At 68.9% G+C, this 16,289-nt stretch carries 16 protein-coding genes; 10 read left to right on the plus strand and 6 right to left on the minus strand.

Annotation, left to right across the window (positions count from 1 at the left end; genetic code table 11):
• Positions 1-68 precede the first annotated feature (68 nt).
• From QTI51_RS18805 to QTI51_RS18825, 5 genes are all read left to right on the plus strand, one after another.
• Positions 69-464: a DUF2946 family protein gene (locus QTI51_RS18805; protein WP_286516006.1), complete on the plus strand. Its 396-nt coding sequence runs from the start codon at positions 69-71 to the stop codon at positions 462-464.
• A gap of 279 nt (positions 465-743) precedes the next feature.
• Positions 744-1,415, plus strand: a complete 672-nt coding sequence (locus tag QTI51_RS18810) for a DJ-1/PfpI family protein (protein ID WP_116909661.1) — start codon at positions 744-746, stop codon at positions 1,413-1,415.
• Positions 1,416-1,428: 13 nt separating this feature from the next.
• Positions 1,429-2,055, plus strand: a complete 627-nt coding sequence (locus QTI51_RS18815) for an SCO family protein (protein WP_286516004.1) — start codon at positions 1,429-1,431, stop codon at positions 2,053-2,055.
• Between the two features lie 46 nt (positions 2,056-2,101).
• Positions 2,102-2,593, plus strand: a complete 492-nt coding sequence (locus QTI51_RS18820) for a copper chaperone PCu(A)C (protein ID WP_116909497.1) — start codon at positions 2,102-2,104, stop codon at positions 2,591-2,593.
• Positions 2,594-2,934: 341 nt separating this feature from the next.
• The gene (locus tag QTI51_RS18825; RefSeq protein ID WP_286516003.1) at positions 2,935-3,405 is read left to right on the plus strand and encodes a hypothetical protein; all 471 of its coding nucleotides are present in this window, start codon (positions 2,935-2,937) and stop codon (positions 3,403-3,405) included.
• Between the two features lie 6 nt (positions 3,406-3,411).
• Here the strand turns inward: QTI51_RS18825 and QTI51_RS18830 are convergent, their stop codons facing one another.
• Together QTI51_RS18830 and QTI51_RS18835 are read right to left on the minus strand one after the other, a co-directional pair.
• A complete protein-coding gene (locus QTI51_RS18830) occupies positions 3,412-3,795 on the minus strand; it encodes a hypothetical protein (RefSeq protein WP_116909499.1) in 384 nt (127 codons plus the stop codon).
• Between the two features lie 507 nt (positions 3,796-4,302).
• On the minus strand, positions 4,303-5,943 hold the full coding sequence (locus QTI51_RS18835) for a 3-(methylthio)propionyl-CoA ligase (protein ID WP_116909500.1): 1,641 nt from the start codon (positions 5,941-5,943) through the stop codon (positions 4,303-4,305).
• Positions 5,944-6,102: 159 nt separating this feature from the next.
• Between QTI51_RS18835 and QTI51_RS18840 the strand changes: the two genes are divergently transcribed.
• The 4 genes from QTI51_RS18840 (at position 6,103) to QTI51_RS18855 (ending at position 9,154) form a co-directional block, all read left to right on the plus strand.
• Positions 6,103-6,897 (plus strand): phosphodiesterase, encoded by a 795-nt coding sequence (locus tag QTI51_RS18840; protein ID WP_116909501.1) that lies wholly within the window; start codon positions 6,103-6,105, stop codon positions 6,895-6,897.
• Between the two features lie 77 nt (positions 6,898-6,974).
• Entirely contained in the window at positions 6,975-7,778 is an 804-nt protein-coding gene (locus QTI51_RS18845) for a helix-turn-helix domain-containing protein (protein WP_116909502.1), read from the plus strand.
• A 36-nt stretch (positions 7,779-7,814) separates the two neighbouring features.
• Positions 7,815-8,717 carry a DMT family transporter gene (locus QTI51_RS18850; RefSeq protein WP_116909503.1) on the plus strand — a complete coding sequence of 301 codons (903 nt, stop codon included), beginning with the start codon at positions 7,815-7,817 and terminating at the stop codon, positions 8,715-8,717.
• A gap of 86 nt (positions 8,718-8,803) precedes the next feature.
• Positions 8,804-9,154, plus strand: a complete 351-nt coding sequence (locus QTI51_RS18855; protein ID WP_286516002.1) for a hypothetical protein — start codon at positions 8,804-8,806, stop codon at positions 9,152-9,154.
• Positions 9,155-9,193: 39 nt separating this feature from the next.
• On the opposite strand, the gene QTI51_RS18860 is transcribed toward QTI51_RS18855, so the two are convergent.
• From QTI51_RS18860 to QTI51_RS18870, 3 genes are all read right to left on the minus strand, one after another.
• Positions 9,194-10,354, minus strand: coding sequence for a GGDEF domain-containing protein (locus QTI51_RS18860; protein ID WP_116909505.1), 1,161 nt, complete (start codon positions 10,352-10,354; stop codon positions 9,194-9,196).
• A gap of 99 nt (positions 10,355-10,453) precedes the next feature.
• A complete protein-coding gene (locus QTI51_RS18865) occupies positions 10,454-11,632 on the minus strand; it encodes an acetyl-CoA C-acetyltransferase (RefSeq protein ID WP_116909506.1) in 1,179 nt (392 codons plus the stop codon).
• Positions 11,633-11,667: 35 nt separating this feature from the next.
• Complete coding sequence (locus QTI51_RS18870; RefSeq protein WP_116909507.1) at positions 11,668-12,450, minus strand: SDR family NAD(P)-dependent oxidoreductase; 783 nt, start codon at positions 12,448-12,450, stop codon at positions 11,668-11,670.
• Between the two features lie 117 nt (positions 12,451-12,567).
• On the opposite strand from QTI51_RS18870, the gene QTI51_RS18875 reads away from it, so the two are divergent.
• Positions 12,568-15,345: a winged helix-turn-helix domain-containing protein gene (locus QTI51_RS18875; protein WP_286516001.1), complete on the plus strand. Its 2,778-nt coding sequence runs from the start codon at positions 12,568-12,570 to the stop codon at positions 15,343-15,345.
• Positions 15,346-15,455: 110 nt separating this feature from the next.
• On the opposite strand, the gene QTI51_RS18880 is transcribed toward QTI51_RS18875, so the two are convergent.
• Positions 15,456-16,244 (minus strand): hypothetical protein, encoded by a 789-nt coding sequence (locus tag QTI51_RS18880; protein WP_116909509.1) that lies wholly within the window; start codon positions 16,242-16,244, stop codon positions 15,456-15,458.
• Positions 16,245-16,289 lie beyond the last annotated feature (45 nt).

Here is a 16,289-nt window from a genome sequence, read left to right on the forward strand (position 1 = left end):
CCTTGCAAGTCAACGACTTGCAAGGCTTTTTTCTTGGCCGGAACGGCACTGGCCGATAATCCGCGCCCATGAGCCGCCACCCCGCCCGACCCACGCCAGCGCCACGCGCTGGCCTGCGGCGTCCGGCCACCGGCCTGATCCGCTGGGTGCTGCTGTGGTTCGCCTTGTCCCTCGGCGTGGCCATCGCCTCGCCGGTGGTGCATCCACAGGCGATGGAGCTGGTGTGCTCGGCCTCCGGCTCGGTCAAGGCCATCGTGCACACCGACGACGGCGCGCAAGAGCTGGGCACCGGCCACCTGGACTGCCCGCTGTGCATGCTCGCCGGCGCCCCGCCAGCGACGCCGACCCTCGAGCTGCCCGTGCTCATGCCGCTCGCGCATGCGGTGCGGCCCATTGCCGCGGCGCACATCGCCGCGGCCACCGCGGCGCCCATGCCGGCGCGCGGGCCTCCTTCGCTCTCCTGACGCTTCTTCTCCAGTTCGTCCGCGCGTGATGCCGCCTCCAGGCGAGCTTCGCGCTTCGCGTTGCGCGTTTCTGCAACGAGTCGGCGCCCGCCTTCGGGCGCCAGAGAGCCCTTTCAATCCATGAACACCAACCGACGCCAGGCCTTGTCCGCCCTCAGTGCCCTTCCCGCACTTTCTTCGTTTTCCGCACTCGCCGCGCTCGGCGCCAGCGCGACGACAGATGCCAACGCCCAGACCCCGCCGCTCCCCACCACCCCGCGCCCCCGGCTGCAGATCGCGATGCTCGTGCACCCCGACATGACCGCCCTCGACCTGGTCGCGCCCCAGCTCGTCTTCGCCACGCTGGGCGACGCCGACACGCACCTGGTCTGGAAAGACCTGTCGCCCGTCACCACCGACAGCGGCCTGAAGATCCTGCCCAGCACCACCTTCGCCGACGCGCCCGCGGCGCCCGACATCCTCTTCGTGCCCGGCGGCCTCAGGGGCACGACAGCGCTGCTGCAGGACGAGGACACGCTGCGCTTCCTGCGCGAGCGGGGCGCCGCCGCGCGCTGGGTGACCGGCGTGTGCACCGGCGTGCTGCTGCTCGGCGCGGCCGGCCTGCTGCGCGGGCACCGCGCCACCGCGCACTGGTACGTGCGCGAGCTGCTGCCCATCTTCGATGCCGCGCCCGTCGCGCAGCGCGTGGTCGTCGACCGCAACCGCGTGACCGGTGGCGGCGTCACCGCGGGCATCGACATGGCGCTCACGCTGTCCGCGCTGCTGCGCGGCGAGGCGCACGCGCGGCTGCAGACGCTGCTCTTCGAGTACGCGCCGCAACCGCCCTTCGCATCGGGCACGCCCGAGCTGGCCGGACAGGCGCTGACGGCGACGGTGCGCGAGCGGCGCGGCCCCGCCATCGAGGCGGCGCGCCAGGCCGCGCAAAAAGCCCGCGACCGCTGGACCGCCTGAAGGAGCAAGCGACATGACACGACACGCCACGCTCTCCCGCCGCCGCCTGCTGCTGGCCACCGGCAGCACCATCGCAAGCGTCGCAACACTGGCCCTCGCGGGCTGCGACAAGGTCTTGCCCGCCAGCTACAACGGCATCGACATCACCGGCGCCAACTACGCGCAGGACTTTCGCCTCACCGACGCCGACGGCCACGAGCGCACGCTGGCCGACTTCAAGGGCAAGGCCGTGATGATGTTCTTCGGCTTCACGCAGTGCCCCGACGTGTGCCCCACCGCACTCGTTCGCGCCGCGGAAATCAAGCGCATGCTCGGTGCCGACGGCGACAGGCTGCAGGTGATCTTCGTCACCGTCGACCCCGAGCGCGACCTGCCCGTGGTGCTCAAGGCCTACACGCAGGCCTTCGACGCGAGCTTCATCGGCCTGTACGGCGACCTGAAGCGCACCAGCGAAACCGCCAAGGCCTTCAAGGTGTTCTACAAGAAGGTGCCCACCGGCTCGTCGTACACCATGGACCACTCGGCCTTCAGCTACGTGTTCGACCCGAAGGGAAAAATCCGTCTCGTGCTGCGCCACGAACAGAGCGCGGACGAATGCGCGCAAGACCTTCGGCAGATCCTCAAGACCACGTCTGCATGACGCAATCCGCATGAACTTCACTTTCAAACCCAAGGAGCTTCTTCTCATGAAACGCAACAGGCACACCGCACGCATCGCACACATCGCCATCGCTACCGCCGCGCTCTTCGCCGCCACCGCCCACGCCCAGGTCACCGTCAAGGACGCATGGGTGCGCGCCACCGTGCCGCAGCAGAAGGCCACCGGCGCCTTCATGCAGCTCAGCGCCGCGAAGGACACCCGGCTGGTGTCGGCCAGTTCCAGCGTCACGCCGCTGGTCGAGGTGCACGAGATGGCCATGCAAGACAACGTGATGCGCATGCGCCAGGTTCCCTCGCTCGACGTGCCCGCGGGCAAGTCGGTCGAGCTCAAGCCCGGCGGCTACCACGTGATGCTGCTCGACCTGAAGCAGCAGGTGAAGGAAGGCGACACCGTGCCGCTCACGCTGGTGTTCGAAGGCAAGGACGGCAAGCGTGAAACCGTCGAGGTGAAGGCGCCGGTGCGTGCGCTGAATGCGTCGGCGCAGCCGGCGACCGCGCACGGCGAGCACAAGCATTGAGCGCGCGTGGGGGTGCCTTGGCACAACGCCCGAACATCGCCCTGGCACCCCTGCGCACTTGAAACATCGTTCCGTGTAAAAAGCCCGCGAAATACCCAATCCGGGTGATAGCACTCCCCCCATTTGCCTACAAAATGCGCAAAAGATAACAAGTACTAACAATTTGAGCCTACTCGGCCGCAGCCCCTGTCAGGGCATTCGGTCTGGGCGCATGGGTTGTCTGTGAGGGGAGCGAGCGGCTTCGACGGCCCTGGCTCCGGCTGGGCGACGCAGAGCGGAACCGACGGAAGAGTGGAGGCGTAGACAGGGGTGTTCGGGTGCCGCTTACTTACCTTCTCCGTTTGGAACATGTCCGCCTGCCGCTGCACGTGACCGACGCGCAGGACGTGCGGCGCGTGTCCGTGCTCAAGGCCACCGGCCTCATCGAAGCGGCCATCGATCCCGCGTTCGATCCGGGCGGCAACTACCGCCTGGCGCAGGCCGCGATGATCGTGTGCATCACCGAAGAGGGGCTCAGCGAAATCGAGCGCATCCGCGGGCGCGGCACCGACGCGCAGGCGCCGGAGCAGGCCGCGAGCGAGCGCGGCCCCGACCCGCTCGCGTACCTGCGCAGCATTCGCGGCGCCACCTTTCCGCTTCGCGTGGAAGACCACGAGGAGATCAACTGCGTCGAGGCGCTCAAGCAGGCGGGCTACGTCGATGCGTCGATCAGCGCGCCGTTGATCTGGAAGGGCAGCGGCACGCCGCAGGAGCTGGCGGTGGTGCGGCGCATCACGCCGTTGGGGCGCGCGCAGCTGGGGCGCAAGAAGTAGCGGCGGCTACGCGCTCGCCGCACCAGCGGCCGTAGCAAGTGCCTCGCCCATTGCCTCGCATTGGTCTTCGATGTCCGCGTGCAACTTGCCGAGCGACGCCACCACGAAGCGCTGCAGCGACGCGCGGTGCCCGCCATCGAACAACGGCAACGGCCCGTCGTCGCAGCCGGGCGTCCAACCTTCGCGCAGGTCGTCGTCCCACACCAGCAATTGCAGCAGCGTGTGCGCGCCATCGACGACATCGCGCGCGTGGTTGAGGAACAAGGCGCGTTGCAGCGCGTCGCCGACGAGGCCGTCGAGCGGGTTCCATGCAAAGGGTTTGAATTGCGCGCGAGCTTGCGGCGGTGTTTGCGCTTGCGCTTGCGCAGCGGCGTTGGTTGATTCGGCCATGTGTGGCACTCCCTGTCGGTTCGGCTTTGCTACAACCGTCGCCCTCGCTGTCAAACGAAGGCGGCGGCTCGAACAGGTTGACAGACCGGGAACCGCTAGGCGAAACCGGCAGGGCGCGAGCCCTCCCATCCGAGCCGCCTAAAGGAAGCTGGAACAGAAAAGCCGCAACACCATGGCGGTCTGCGGCTTTCACCGCGGTTCTTTCAGGCTGTCAAACCCGGCCCCACTCGTCGCGAGGCGGACTGGAATGTAGCGGCGCGCATCGCCGCAGTCAACCGACGCAGGGAGCAAAAAAATGGCGTGCCAACAATCGCACAGGCCACCGAGCACTACCACGCTTTTTTGCATTCCTCACCCCGCGATCAGCGTCTTTTCAACCCTTGCCGCGGTACTGCCTATTGAACAGGCAACGTGGTGGAAAGCCACGCCAGCCGTGGCTTCGCCGGGTCGCCTCCCCGCACAACCCACAGAGTTGTCCACAGAAAAATCGAACAAGTCATTGAACCGTCATGCAGACGTCGCAGCCACGTAACCCTTGAATTGTTCGCGCAACTTTGTCTTCAACAATTTTCCGGTGGCCGTGTGCGGCAGGCTCTCGACAAAGGTTACGTCGTCCGGCAGCCACCACTTGACCACGCGCTGCGCGAGAAAAGTGAGCAGTTCCTCGCGCGTCACTTCGCTGCCCGCGCGCTTCACCACGATGAGCAGGGGCCGCTCCTGCCACTTGGGGTGCGCAATGCCGATCACCGCCGCCTCGGCCACCGCAGGGTGCGCGCTCGCGGCGTTCTCCAGGTCGATGGAAGAAATCCATTCGCCGCCCGACTTGATCACGTCCTTCGCGCGGTCGACCAGTTGCACATAGCCGTCTTCGTCGATGTTGGCGACGTCGCCTGTCGGAAAGAAGCCTTCGGCGTCGAGCACCGGGCCGCCCTCGCTCTTGAAGTAGCCGCTCGCAATCCACGGCCCGCGCACGTGCAGGTGGCCGAAGGCCTTGCCGTCGTGCGGCAGGCGCTGGCCGTCTTCGCCGACGATCTTCAGCTCCACGCCCCACACGCCGCGGCCCTGGCGCATCTTCACGCGCAGCTGCTCGTCCTTGGGCATCGAGAGGTGCTTGGGCAGCAGGTTGCCGATCACGCCGATGGGGCTGGTCTCGGTCATGCCCCAGCCCTGCACGAAGTCGGCACCGAAGTCGCGCTCGAAGCGCTCGATCATGCTGCGCGGCGTGGCCGCGCCGCCCACGCCGATGCGCTTCAGGCCGATGGCGCGCGTGTCGATCTCGGGGTGCGCGTCGAAGTACTGGAACAACATCAGCCAGATGGTGGGCACCGCCTGCGAGAACCCGACGTTCTCGTCGCGCATCAGCTCGTACAGGCTCTGGCCGTCCATGTGCGGGCCGGGCATGACCAGCTTGGCGCCGGCCATGGCCGCCGCATACGGCATGCCCCATGCGTTGGCGTGGAACATGGGCACGGCCAGCAGCAGCGTCATCTGCGAGTTGACGCCGAAGGTGTCGGGCGCGCATTCCATCAGCGAGTGCAGCACGGTGGAGCGGTGCGAATACAGCACGCCCTTCGGGTTGCCGGTGGTGCCCGAGGTGTAGCAAAGCGAGGAGGCCGTGCGCTCGTCGAACTCGGGCCACGCATACACATCGCTCTGCGTGCCGACCAACTCGTCGTAGCACAGCAGGTTGGGCACGTCGATGGCGGGCATGTGTGCGCGGTCGGTCATGGCGATGAAGGCGCGCACCGTCTTCAGCTGCGGCGCCAGCTTTTCGACCAGCGGCGCCAGGTTGGTGTCGAAGAAGAGCACCTTGTCTTCGGCGTGGTTGACGATGTAGTCGATCTGCTCCGGAAAGAGCCGCGGGTTCACCGTGTGCAGCACCGCGCCGGCGCCGGACACGCCGAAGTACAGCGCCAGGTGGCGCCATGTGTTCCACGCCAGCGTGCCCACGCGGTCGCCGGGCTCAATGTCGAGTGCCGCCAGCGCATTGGCCACCTGCTTGGCGCGGCGCTGGATGTCGGCGTAGTTGGTGCGGTGCACCGGGCCTTCGACCGTGCGCCCGACGATTTCCGCGTGCGGATGAAAGGTGGCCGCGTGGTCGATGAGCGACGAGATCAGCAGCGGGCGGTCTTGCATCAATCCGAACATGGCCTGTCTCCTGTTTTCTGGGGGGCGAAACGCGCTGGCATCGTAGGCAGCGTGCGCCGCAGGCCGCATCGTCGGAACGGACGAGTTGAGCGCTCCCAACACATGGGGAACGCGCGGGGAACGAAACCTGCTTGCCGCACCGCAACCTCCAGGCCCGCCATGCTCATCGCCCACATCTCCGACCCGCACATCCGCCCCGCCGGCCAGCTCTACCAGGGCGTGGCCGACTCGAACCGCATGTTCGAAGACGCCATCGACCACCTGCACGCGCTCGACCGCCGGCCCGACCTGCTGCTGCTCACCGGCGACCTGGTCGACGAAGGCCGGCCCGACGAATACGCGCAGGCGCGGCGCCTGCTCTCAAAGCTGCGCATGCCGTACCTGGTGATTCCGGGCAACCACGACCACCGCGAAAACTTTCGCGCGGCCTTCGCGGACCACGCGTACCTGCCGGCCGAAGGCGCGCTGCACTACTGCGTGAACGCGCACCCGGTGCGTATCGTGGCGCTCGACTCGTGCGTGCCGGGCCGCCACCACGGCGATGTCGACGCGCACGGGCTCGCGTGGCTGCGCCGCACGCTGGAGGCCGACCGCGCCAAGCCCACGCTGCTGATGCTGCACCACCCGCCCTTTGCCAGCGGCATTCCGTACATGGACGCGTACCGCTACCTCGACCCGGCACCGCTCGCGGCCGTGCTGGGCGCGTTCGACAACATCGAGCTGGTGCTGTGCGGCCACGTGCACCGCACGATGCTGCGGCGCTGGGCGGGCACGGTGGTGTGCGCCTGCCCCAGCAGCACGACCGAGATCGCGCTGCGGCTGGCGGCCGATGCCGCACCCGCGTCGTACATGGGCCGGCCGGGGTGCATGCTGCATCTGTGGAGCGAGGCGCAGGGCATGGTGAGCCATGTGAGCCACATCGGGGCGATGGAGGGGCCGTTTCCGTTTGCCTGAGCGGGGCACAAGCACGCTGGCCTGACGGCGCCGTCGCGCGCAGAATGCGGCCGAAGGCCTCCACGCCACATGCCCCCATGCCGCAGGAACGCACCCTCCTCTACGCCGGCCACGAGTTCACCGTGGAGCACGTGCGCGCCCATGCGCACACGGGCCCCGACTGGAGCGCGCCCTACACCCTGGCGACGCGCCGCATCGTCTTTCCGACCGGGCGTGCGCTGCTCGACGTGCGTTCGGGCGACAGCACCTGGCTGGTCGACGGGCTCACCGCCATGCACTTCGGCGAGGCCATGGTCTACCAGCTGCGCCTGGCCGCGCGCGGCGTGCGCCACAGCATGGTGGTCAGCCGACACGCGGTGCCGCGCGCGGACGCGGCGCCCCTGTTCTGCCTGCTGTCGCCGCGCGCGCTGTACCGCGTGCACGTGGCGCAGCGGCGGCTTCGCGCGGGCAACGCGAGCGAAGAAAGCAAAGGGAGCGATGCAGCCACCATCGCTTCGCTGGTAGCGCAGCTCGGCACGTCGCGCCCGCAGGCACCGCTGAAAGGCGCCGTGGCGCGCGCGAAGCGGCTGCTCGCGGAGACCGCCGACCGCGAGGCGCGACTGTCGTTGCACGAAGTGGCCGACGCCGTCTCGCGCTCGCCCTTCCACCTGGCGCGCAGCTTCCGCGAGCAGACCGGGCTCAGCCTGCACCAGTACCGCCAGCACCTGCGGCTCGCCGCGGCCATGGAACGGCTGGCCGAGGGTGACGCCGACCTCGCGGGCATCGCGCATGACCTCGGCTACTGCAGCCAGAGCCACCTGGGCGCGGTGTTCCGGCGCGAAACGGACGTCACGCTGGGCGAGGCACGCCACGCACTCGGTACGCCGGCCGCACGAATTTGATAGCAGCCACGCGGCGCGGTCGCCAGACTCGCCGCCATGCACCGCAACCTCAGCACCGGCCTGCTCGCCGCGGCCGCCGCCGCGCTCGTCGGCAGCGCCTGGCAACTCGTTTCCCGCCACGGCGTCACCACCACGCTCGGGCCCATGGAGCTGGCCTTGATGCGCTACGGCATCCCCGCGCTGCTGCTGGCGCCCCTGTGGTTCGGCAAGCGACGCATCGCACCGGGCGCCTCGCGACTTGCGCGCATGCTGCTGGTCGCCGGCGGCGGCCTGCCTTTCGGGCTGCTGGTGCTGGCCGGCGCGCAATGGGCGCCCGCGAGCCACATGGGCATCTTCATGGCCGGCAGCCTCCCACTGTTCACGGCCGTCGGCGCGTGGCTCCACAAGGGGCAGAAGGTGAACGGCCTGCGCCTGGCGGGCCTGTGCTGCATCGCGCTCGGCATGGCGCTGTTCGCGGCGAGCAGCTTTCGCGGCGGCTCGCTCGACTGGCGCGGCGACCTGCTCTTCCTGGCCGCGGCCATGCTGTGGGCCGTGCACTCGCTCGCGTTCGCGCACTGCGCGCTCACGCCTTGGCAGGGCGCGGCCTTCGTGAACGGATGGTCGGCGCTGCTGCTGTTGCCGGTGCTCGCGTTCACCGGCGCGCCGCGCCTGCTCACCGCGCCGTGGGCCGACGTGGCGCTGCAGGCCACGGCGCAAGGCGTGGTCGCGGGCCTGCTGGGGCTGGTCGTCTACATGGTCGCGGTCGCGCGGCTGGGCGCGGCGCGCGCATCGCTGTCGGCGGCGGCAGTGCCCGTGCTGACCACGCTGGGCGCGGCCTGCTGGATGAACGAGCCGGTCACCGGCGCGGTGCTGCTCGCGCTGGCGCTGGTCGTTCCGGGGATCGTGCTGGCGAGCGGGGTGGTGCGCTTGAATGCCAGGCGGGTGTTGAGTTCGAGCTGAGCTGAACAGCGCGGCAACTGCGGCATCGGCTTGCGCTTCAGATTGCGCGGGCAGAATGCGGCGCATCGCCACGGAGACACAGGCCCATGAAGAAGCTGTTTGTATTCGCAGCCGCGCTCATCGCCTTGCCCGCCTTCGCCAACGGCAGCATGCAATGCGAAGGCCGCCCTTATTCAGCCGAGGTGCAGTTTCGCCTGTCCACCGGCGAGCTGACCGAGCTGGTCATCGCGCGCACCGACGGCGCGCAACCCGCGTCCGAGCGCTTCGCGTTGCGCCACCGCTTCGTCGACCCCAGGCGCCAGCTCATGCGCATCACGGCCACCTCGCTGGAAAGCCCGGCGCGCAAGCTCACGCTGAACGTGTCGAAGACGCGGGGCACGCTGACCCATGCCGGCGCGCAACGCCGGCTGCGCTGCGACTGGACCGACCTCGGCTGAGGCCGCGATCACCGCGCCGGCAGCACACGCTTGCGCGGCTCAGGCCGCCGCCATCACCCGGTCGCGCCCCATCTCCTTCGCGCGGTACAGCGCGGCGTCGGCGCGGGCCAGCACGTCGTCCACGCGCCTGCCGTCCTCGTTGGCGGCCACGCCGATGCTCACCGCCATGGAGCCGACCACGGCCATCGGCGAATCGGCCGCGAAGGGCTCGTCGATGGCCTGCTTGATGCGTGCCGCCACCGCCATGGCCTCGGCCTTGTTGGCGTCGGGCAGCAGCACCACGAACTCCTCGCCGCCGTAGCGCCCGAGCACGCCCGCATCGCCCAGCGCGCGCTGCATGCGGCCCACGGCCTCGCGCAGCACGGCGTCGCCCATCAGGTGGCCGAAGCGGTCGTTCACCTGCTTGAAGTGGTCCAGGTCGAGCATCAGCAAGGCCACGCGCCGGCGGCCCGAGGCGAAGGCGTCGCTGCAGGCGTCGAGCAGCGCACGGCGGTTGAGCGCGCCGGTGAGCGGGTCGCGCGAGGCGAGGTACTCGAACTCGGTGTGCACGCGGTCTGTCGCCATCAGGATGACGGAGATGGACAGCAGCAGCACGGTGAACGAGTACATGCTGATGTACAGCGACTGGATCCAGCTGGCGTCCATGAGCGTGCTGCCGGCCATGCCCGCCACCGCCGACACGAAGCGCAGCGCGGCGACCAGCGACTGCACGAGCAGCAGGCCGGTCATGAGCCGCTGGCCGAACACCAGCCCCTTGTGGCGCATGTACAGCAGCGCATGAAAGAAGAACAGCGCCGACACCGCCAGCGTGACCAGCAGCAGCCGCGCCTGGAAGTCGGGCTTGATGGCGCTGAACCAGAACATGGCCAGCGCCAGGAAGCCGTTGAGCACCGTCCAGCCGCGCGTGTCGCTGCGCCCGAGCAAGAACTTCTGGCTGCCCGCGTAGTAGAGGATGCAGGCCTGGAACAGCACGAAGTTGGCGACAACTATCGTGATGAAATCGGGGGCGAAGTCGCGCCCCGCGAAGAGCATGGTGCTCACGAAGGCCACCAGCGGCGCCAGCGCCCACTCGCCGAGCCCGCGGATGCTGGGCGGGTAGCTGCGGCGCATGAAGAACACCACGAGGGCCATCATCAGGCCCATGATGCCGGCCAGCACGATGATGGAGCGGGGATCGAGAATGGATGGCAAGGCGCCCATGGGGGCTGATTATGTTGGCTTTGCCAATCCGGATCGCGCAACCCCGGTTTCAGTGGCCGGCCGCGGCACCGGCCCCCTAGCCCCTGAGCCTGCTGGCCCTCAGAGCCTTTCGACGATGGTCACGTTGGCCATGCCGCCGCCTTCGCACATGGTCTGCAGGCCGTAGCGCTTGCCGCGCTGGCCGAGCGCGTGGATCAATGTGGTCATCAGCTTGGTGCCCGAGGCGCCCAGCGGATGGCCCAGCGCGATGGCCCCGCCGTTCACGTTGAGCCGCGCCGGGTCGGCGTCCAGCGCCTGCAGCCACGCGATGGGCACCGGCGCGAAGGCCTCGTTCACTTCGTACAGGTCGATGTCGGCGATGTTCATGCCGGCCTTCTTCAGCGCGCGTTGCGTGGCGGGCAGCGGTGCCTCCAGCATGATGACCGGGTCGTGCCCCATCACGCTCATGTGGTGGATGCGCGCGAGCGGCTTCACGCCCAGCGCCTTCAGGCCGCGCTCGTTCACCACCAGCACGCCGCTGGCGCCGTCGCAGATCTGGCTGGCCGTGGCCGCGGTGCAGCGACCGCCTGCGGCGATGAGCTTCACGGCGGCGATGCTCTCCAGCGTGGCGTCGTAGCGGATGCCTTCGTCGGCGGTATGCAGCTCGCCGGGCTCGGTGCCGTCGGCCATGCGCACCTGCACCGGCACGATCTCGCGTTCGAACAGGCCGGCCTGCGTGGCGGCGATGGCGCGCCGGTGGCTTTCGAGCGCGTAGCGGTCGAGGGCTTCTTTCTCGATGCCGTAGTTCTTCGCGATCATCTCCGCGCCGGTGAACTGGCTGAACTGCACGCCGGGGTAGCGGCGCGCCATCTGCGGGCTCACGTAGAAGCCCAGGCCGTTCTTCAGCGCCAGCGTGGTGGGCGTGCCCATGGGCACGCGCGTCATGCTTTCCACGCCGGCGGCAATCACGATGTCCATGCTGCCCGACATCACGGCCTGCGCCGCGAAGTGCAGCGCTTGCTGCGACGAGCCGCACTGCCGGTCGACCGAGGTGGCAGGCACCGACTCGGGCAGCTTCGACGCCAGCACTGCGTTGCGCGCGATGTTCGACGCCTGCTCGCCGGCCTGGCCGACGCAGCCCATGATCACGTCTTCGATGAGCGCGGGGTCGGCGTCGGCGCGCTGCACCAGCGCGTCGAGCACCTGCGCGGCGAGGTCGGCCGGGTGCCAGCCGGCAAGGCGGCCGTTGCGACGGCCGCCGGCGGTGCGCGCGGCGGCGACGATGAATGCTTCGGGCATGGGTTCTCCTTGGTATGCGGATTCGAGGAAACGGCTCAGCGCGGCGCCATGCGAATGGCCCCGTCGAGCCGCACGCTCTCGCCGTTGAAGTAGCCGTTGGTGATCATCAGCTCCGCCAGCGTCGCGTACTCCGCCGGGTTGCCCAGCCGCTTGGGAAAGGGCACCGACGCGGCCAGCGCGGCCTTCACGTTGTCGGGCGCGCCCTGCAGCAGCGGCGTGTCGAAGATGCCCGGCAGGATGGTGTTCACGCGAATGCCTTCGGCCATGAGGTCGCGCGCAATGGGCAGCGTCATGCCGACGATGCCGGCCTTCGACGCAGCGTAGGCGGCCTGGCCCATCTGCCCGTCCTGCGCGGCGACGGACGCGGTGTTGACGATGGCGCCGCGCTCGCCGTCCTGCAGCATGTCGAGCGTGAGCATGCCGGCGGCCGACTTGGCGATGCAGCGAAAGGTGCCCACCAGGTTGATCTGGATGATGCGGTCGAAGTTGGCGAGCGGAAAGTGCTTGATCTCGCCCGTGGCCTTGTCGCGGCTCGCGGTCTTCACCGCGTTGCCGGTGCCCGCGCAGTTGACCAGCACGCGCTCCTGCCCGTGGGCGGCGCGCGCCTTGGCGAAAGCCGCATCCACCTGCTCGTCGGACGTGACGTCGACCTTGCAGAACACGCCGCCCAGCTCCCTGGCCAGGGCCTCGCCCTGCTCCGAATTCAGGTCGAACAGCGCGACCTTCACGCCGTGGCTGGCGAGCCGGCGCGCCGTGGCGGCGCCGAGGCCCGAGGCACCGCCGGTGACGACGGCGGCAATGCTGGAATCGAGTTGCATGTGGAGGGTGTCCTTGAGTTGTCCTGGAGGCGTCCGGGAGGGTTTGTCCGGGGCCAGTTTAGGAAGCAGAATCGGTCGCCCGCATCGTCGGAAACGACGGGATTTCAGCCGCCCCGCATGCAGCAACCCACACCCTCCCCCGCCGTTCCCCGCATCCTCGAGACCAAGCTCAACCCGCCCGCTTTCGTTGCCACGCAGGTGCCGCGCACCGCCATCGGCGACGGCATGGCCGCCGCGGCCGTGAAGCTGGTGCTGGTGCGCGCGCCGGCCGGGTTCGGCAAGACCACGGCGATGGCGCAGATGCGCGAGCGCAGGGAGGCGCAGGGCGTTGCCACCGCGTGGCTCACGCTCGACCTGGCCGACAACGACGTGTCGCGCTTCCTGGCCTGCCTGGCGGAGGCGGTGCAGCGGCTGGGCGTGGAGGGTGATGACGGCCACCGCAGCCATCACGGTCCCCACGGCCCTTTCGATGCGGTGGCCGCACTGGCCGCGCACGACTCGCCGTTCACGCTGTTCCTCGACGACTTCGAGCGCGTGCAGGAGCCGGCGGTGCTGGGCCTGGTGCGCGAGATGGTCGAGCACCTGCCTCGCGGCGGGCAGATCGTGATCGGCTCGCGCAGCCTGCCCGACCTGGGCCTGGGACGCCTGCGCGCGCGCGGGCAGCTGCTGGAGATAGACACCGACCGGCTGCGCTTCAGCCTGGAGGAAACCAGCGCCTTCTTCAGCCTGCGCCGGCCCCACGCCGAAGGTGCGTTGTCGCTGGACATGCTCGCGCAGCTGCACCGCAAGACCGAGGGCTGGGTGGCGGCCATCTGGCTCGCGTCGATGGCGCTGGAGCGCCACGGCACCGAGACCGGTTTTGTCGAACGCTTCTCGGGCTCCGACCGCGCCGTGGCCGACTACCTGGCCGAAGACGTGCTCGCGCACCAGCCGCCGGAGATTCGCGAGTTTCTGCTGCGCACCAGCATCCTTCGCCAACTCGATGCGTCGGTGTGCCAGGCGCTGTGCCCGCGCGTGGACTGCGCGGCCATCCTGGAGCAGCTGGCGGCGTCGAACCTGTTCGTCACGCGCGTGGGCGGCACGGATGCCAACAGCGCCAGCAGTTCCGGTAATGCCAGCAGTGCCAGCAATGCCGACAGCGATGCCTGGCGCTACCACAGCCTGTTCGCCGACTTCCTTCGCGCGCAGCTCGCGCGCGAGCAGCCCGGCGAAATCGAGCGGCTGCACCTGGCGGCCTCGGGCTGGTACGAGTCGCACGGGCGGCCGGTGCCCGCCATCGACCATGCCATCGAAGGCGGCGACCATCCCTATGCGCTGACGCTGCTCGACAGCTACGCGGCGCAGTTCCTCGAACAGGGCCGCATGCGCATGCTGGCGCGCTGGTTCTCGGCCATTCCGGAGCACCAGCTGCGCGCGCACCCGTTCCTGCAGCCCATCGCGCTGTGGGCCACCTGCTTCACGCACGGGCCGTGGGACGCCATGCGCCAGCTCGACGCGTCGGGCTGCCTCGACAGCCCCATCGCCGAGGTGCGCGCGAGCGCCCACACGCTGGTGCCGCTGCTGCTGGCCATGCAGGACCGGCACGACGAGGCCTACGAGGCCGGCCGCCTGAGCCTGGCGCGCCTGCCCACCGGGCTGGCCTTTGCCGACAGCGTGCTGCTCAACGCCATGGCCCACATCCTGGCCGTGCGCGGCGACCCGCACGAGGCGCGCCGCATGCTCGAGGTGGCGCGGCGCGAGCAGGGCAACAGCGCCTTCAACCGCATGTACACCGAGTCGCTGGCGGGCCTGTTCGACCTGCAGGAGGGCCGGCTGCGGCAGGCCACCGCGCGGCTGCGCATGGCGGTCGATTCGACGCACGGCGTGTCGTACAACCACAGCCACGGCAATGCCTGGGCCGGCGTGCTGTACGCCGGCGCGGTGTACGAGACCAACCAGCTCGTGCAGGCCGAGCACCTGCTCAACGTGTACCTGCCGCTGGCGCGCGACGTGGGGCTGCCCGACCACATGATCCTGAGCCACGCGATGCGCTCGCGCCTGGCCTTCCACGCGGGCGACATCGACGCCGCCTTCCAGGCCCTGACCGAGCTCGAGTACCTGGGCCACCACCGCCAGCTGCCGCGCGTGGTGGCCAGCGCCAAGCTGGAGCGCTCGCGCATGCTGCTGCTGCAGGGCAACGGCCCCGCGTCGCACGACGAGCTGCTGCGCGCCGAAGACCCCGCGCTGTGGGAACGCGAGCGGCGCCAGCGCCTGCCGGCGCACGACCTCGACTACCTCGCGCTGGCCAAGGCGCGCTGGGACATCGCCTTCGGCGACGCGCGCGCGGCGCTGGCCACGGTCGACGCCGAGCTGCACGCCGCCCTGGCCTCGGCGCGCAACCGGCGCGCGCTGTCGCTGAAGGTGCTGCGTGCGCTCGCGCTGCAACGCACAGGCGATGCGCCCGCGGCGCTCGACGAGATCGGCGAGGTGCTGCAGACCGCGAGCCAGGAAGGGTTCATGCGGCTGATCGTGGACGAGGGGGCCGCGGTGGCCACGCTGGTGCACCGGTATGCGGCGGCGCAGCACGATGGTTCACGTGGCGCCACAGGTGGCACCAGCGACCCGATACTGGCGGACTACCTGCAGCGCCTGCTGCAGGCCGTGGGGCCGATGCCCGCGTCGGCCGGCGAAGTCGATGCACCGGCGGGCGACGCGATGCAGGAGCCGCTCACGCGCAAGGAAATCCGCGTGCTGCAGCTGCTGGCCGAGGGCTACTCGAACAGCGCGATGGCCGAGAAGCTGTTCGTGTCGGACAGCACGGTGCGCACGCACCTGCGCAACATCAACATGAAGCTGGATGCGAAGAGCAGGACGCAGGCGGTGGCCATCGCGCGCAAGCTCGGGGTGATTCGCTAAAAGCGCGCCCTCTTCAAGCGCTTTCTTCGCGCCTTCTAAGCCGACAGCCACCGGCGAGGTCACCCAAGTGCCGAAATCTTCGGCCACCGAGGAACCGAGCAATGGAAGGCTCAGAGTTGAGGGTCCCGCCTTGCCGTCGACATATTCATACTCAGCCGCTCCTCAAGATCCGCCAGCCGCAACTTGCTGCCGATCTTGTGCCTCAACTGCCTGAGCTCGTTGCTCACCGTTTGCAGTTCAGCCCTTGTCGGCTTCAAGGGCGCCAGTGATTTGGCGAGGACGGGCACGATTTCGCGCCGCATGAAGCGACGGCCCGACTGCACGAACTGCCATCCCACGAGAAGGATGCCCAAGACAGCAAAGACCAAGGCAGACTGCTCAGCATGGTCGGGAGCAACAACGCGAACGGCTGAGGCTCCAAAGATCAGCAGCAGCACCGCCGCAAGAAAGGAGAGTCCGATCTCCAGGTCCAGGTGAGTCGCCGCATAGCGCTTCTCGACCTTCGGCGAAAGCAGCAGGAACGGGTTGCGAATCAGCGCATGCCTTTCGTCCCGCGACAGCGTCGCAGGCTGCGACTGGACTCTTTGTTCGAGCGCCAGTCGTTCCTTCAGGAGCACGTGCAGGTTGGGAAATGTCTTGGCAATCAGGTCGGGCAGCGGTGCCGTCGTCTTGGACACCGACGCATAGACAGATGGCTGCGCGTGAAAGGTAGTGCTGCAAACAGAACATCGCCGCTCGTGGCCGACGAGCTCTCCCTCGCCGGCACTGATGTAGTAGATGTGGCCGGCCGAGCCGACGCGTTGCAGTTCGAAGCTGCTCGGCTTTCGGCAAATCGGGCAAAAGTCGGCGACATGACCGACCTTGCGATAGACGAGCTTCTTGCCCCAGACGATGAACATCGCTGCACCCTCCACTTTGGTTTTGACGCCCGGCCGACAACTGAC

This window comes from Variovorax sp. J22G73 (assembly GCF_030317035.1).
Lineage (GTDB): Bacteria > Pseudomonadota > Gammaproteobacteria > Burkholderiales > Burkholderiaceae_C > Variovorax.

Bases quoted from the DNA above. Each gene is read 5' to 3' on its own strand.
- QTI51_RS18855 (WP_286516002.1), top strand. From the start codon at position 8,804: ATGAAGAAGCTGTTTGTATTCGCAGCCGCGCTCATCGCCTTGCCCGCC.
- QTI51_RS18875 (WP_286516001.1), top strand. From the start codon at position 12,568: ATGCAGCAACCCACACCCTCCCCCGCCGTTCCCCGCATCCTCGAGACC.
- QTI51_RS18850 (WP_116909503.1), top strand. From the start codon at position 7,815: ATGCACCGCAACCTCAGCACCGGCCTGCTCGCCGCGGCCGCCGCCGCG.
- QTI51_RS18820 (WP_116909497.1), top strand. From the start codon at position 2,102: ATGAAACGCAACAGGCACACCGCACGCATCGCACACATCGCCATCGCT.
- QTI51_RS18865 (WP_116909506.1), bottom strand. From the start codon at position 11,632: ATGCCCGAAGCATTCATCGTCGCCGCCGCGCGCACCGCCGGCGGCCGT.
- QTI51_RS18815 (WP_286516004.1), top strand. From the start codon at position 1,429: ATGACACGACACGCCACGCTCTCCCGCCGCCGCCTGCTGCTGGCCACC.
- QTI51_RS18805 (WP_286516006.1), top strand. From the start codon at position 69: ATGAGCCGCCACCCCGCCCGACCCACGCCAGCGCCACGCGCTGGCCTG.
- QTI51_RS18845 (WP_116909502.1), top strand. From the start codon at position 6,975: ATGCCGCAGGAACGCACCCTCCTCTACGCCGGCCACGAGTTCACCGTG.
- QTI51_RS18830 (WP_116909499.1), bottom strand. From the start codon at position 3,795: ATGGCCGAATCAACCAACGCCGCTGCGCAAGCGCAAGCGCAAACACCG.
- QTI51_RS18880 (WP_116909509.1), bottom strand. From the start codon at position 16,244: ATGTTCATCGTCTGGGGCAAGAAGCTCGTCTATCGCAAGGTCGGTCAT.
- QTI51_RS18870 (WP_116909507.1), bottom strand. From the start codon at position 12,450: ATGCAACTCGATTCCAGCATTGCCGCCGTCGTCACCGGCGGTGCCTCG.
- QTI51_RS18860 (WP_116909505.1), bottom strand. From the start codon at position 10,354: ATGGGCGCCTTGCCATCCATTCTCGATCCCCGCTCCATCATCGTGCTG.
- QTI51_RS18840 (WP_116909501.1), top strand. From the start codon at position 6,103: ATGCTCATCGCCCACATCTCCGACCCGCACATCCGCCCCGCCGGCCAG.
- QTI51_RS18835 (WP_116909500.1), bottom strand. From the start codon at position 5,943: ATGTTCGGATTGATGCAAGACCGCCCGCTGCTGATCTCGTCGCTCATC.
- QTI51_RS18810 (WP_116909661.1), top strand. From the start codon at position 744: ATGCTCGTGCACCCCGACATGACCGCCCTCGACCTGGTCGCGCCCCAG.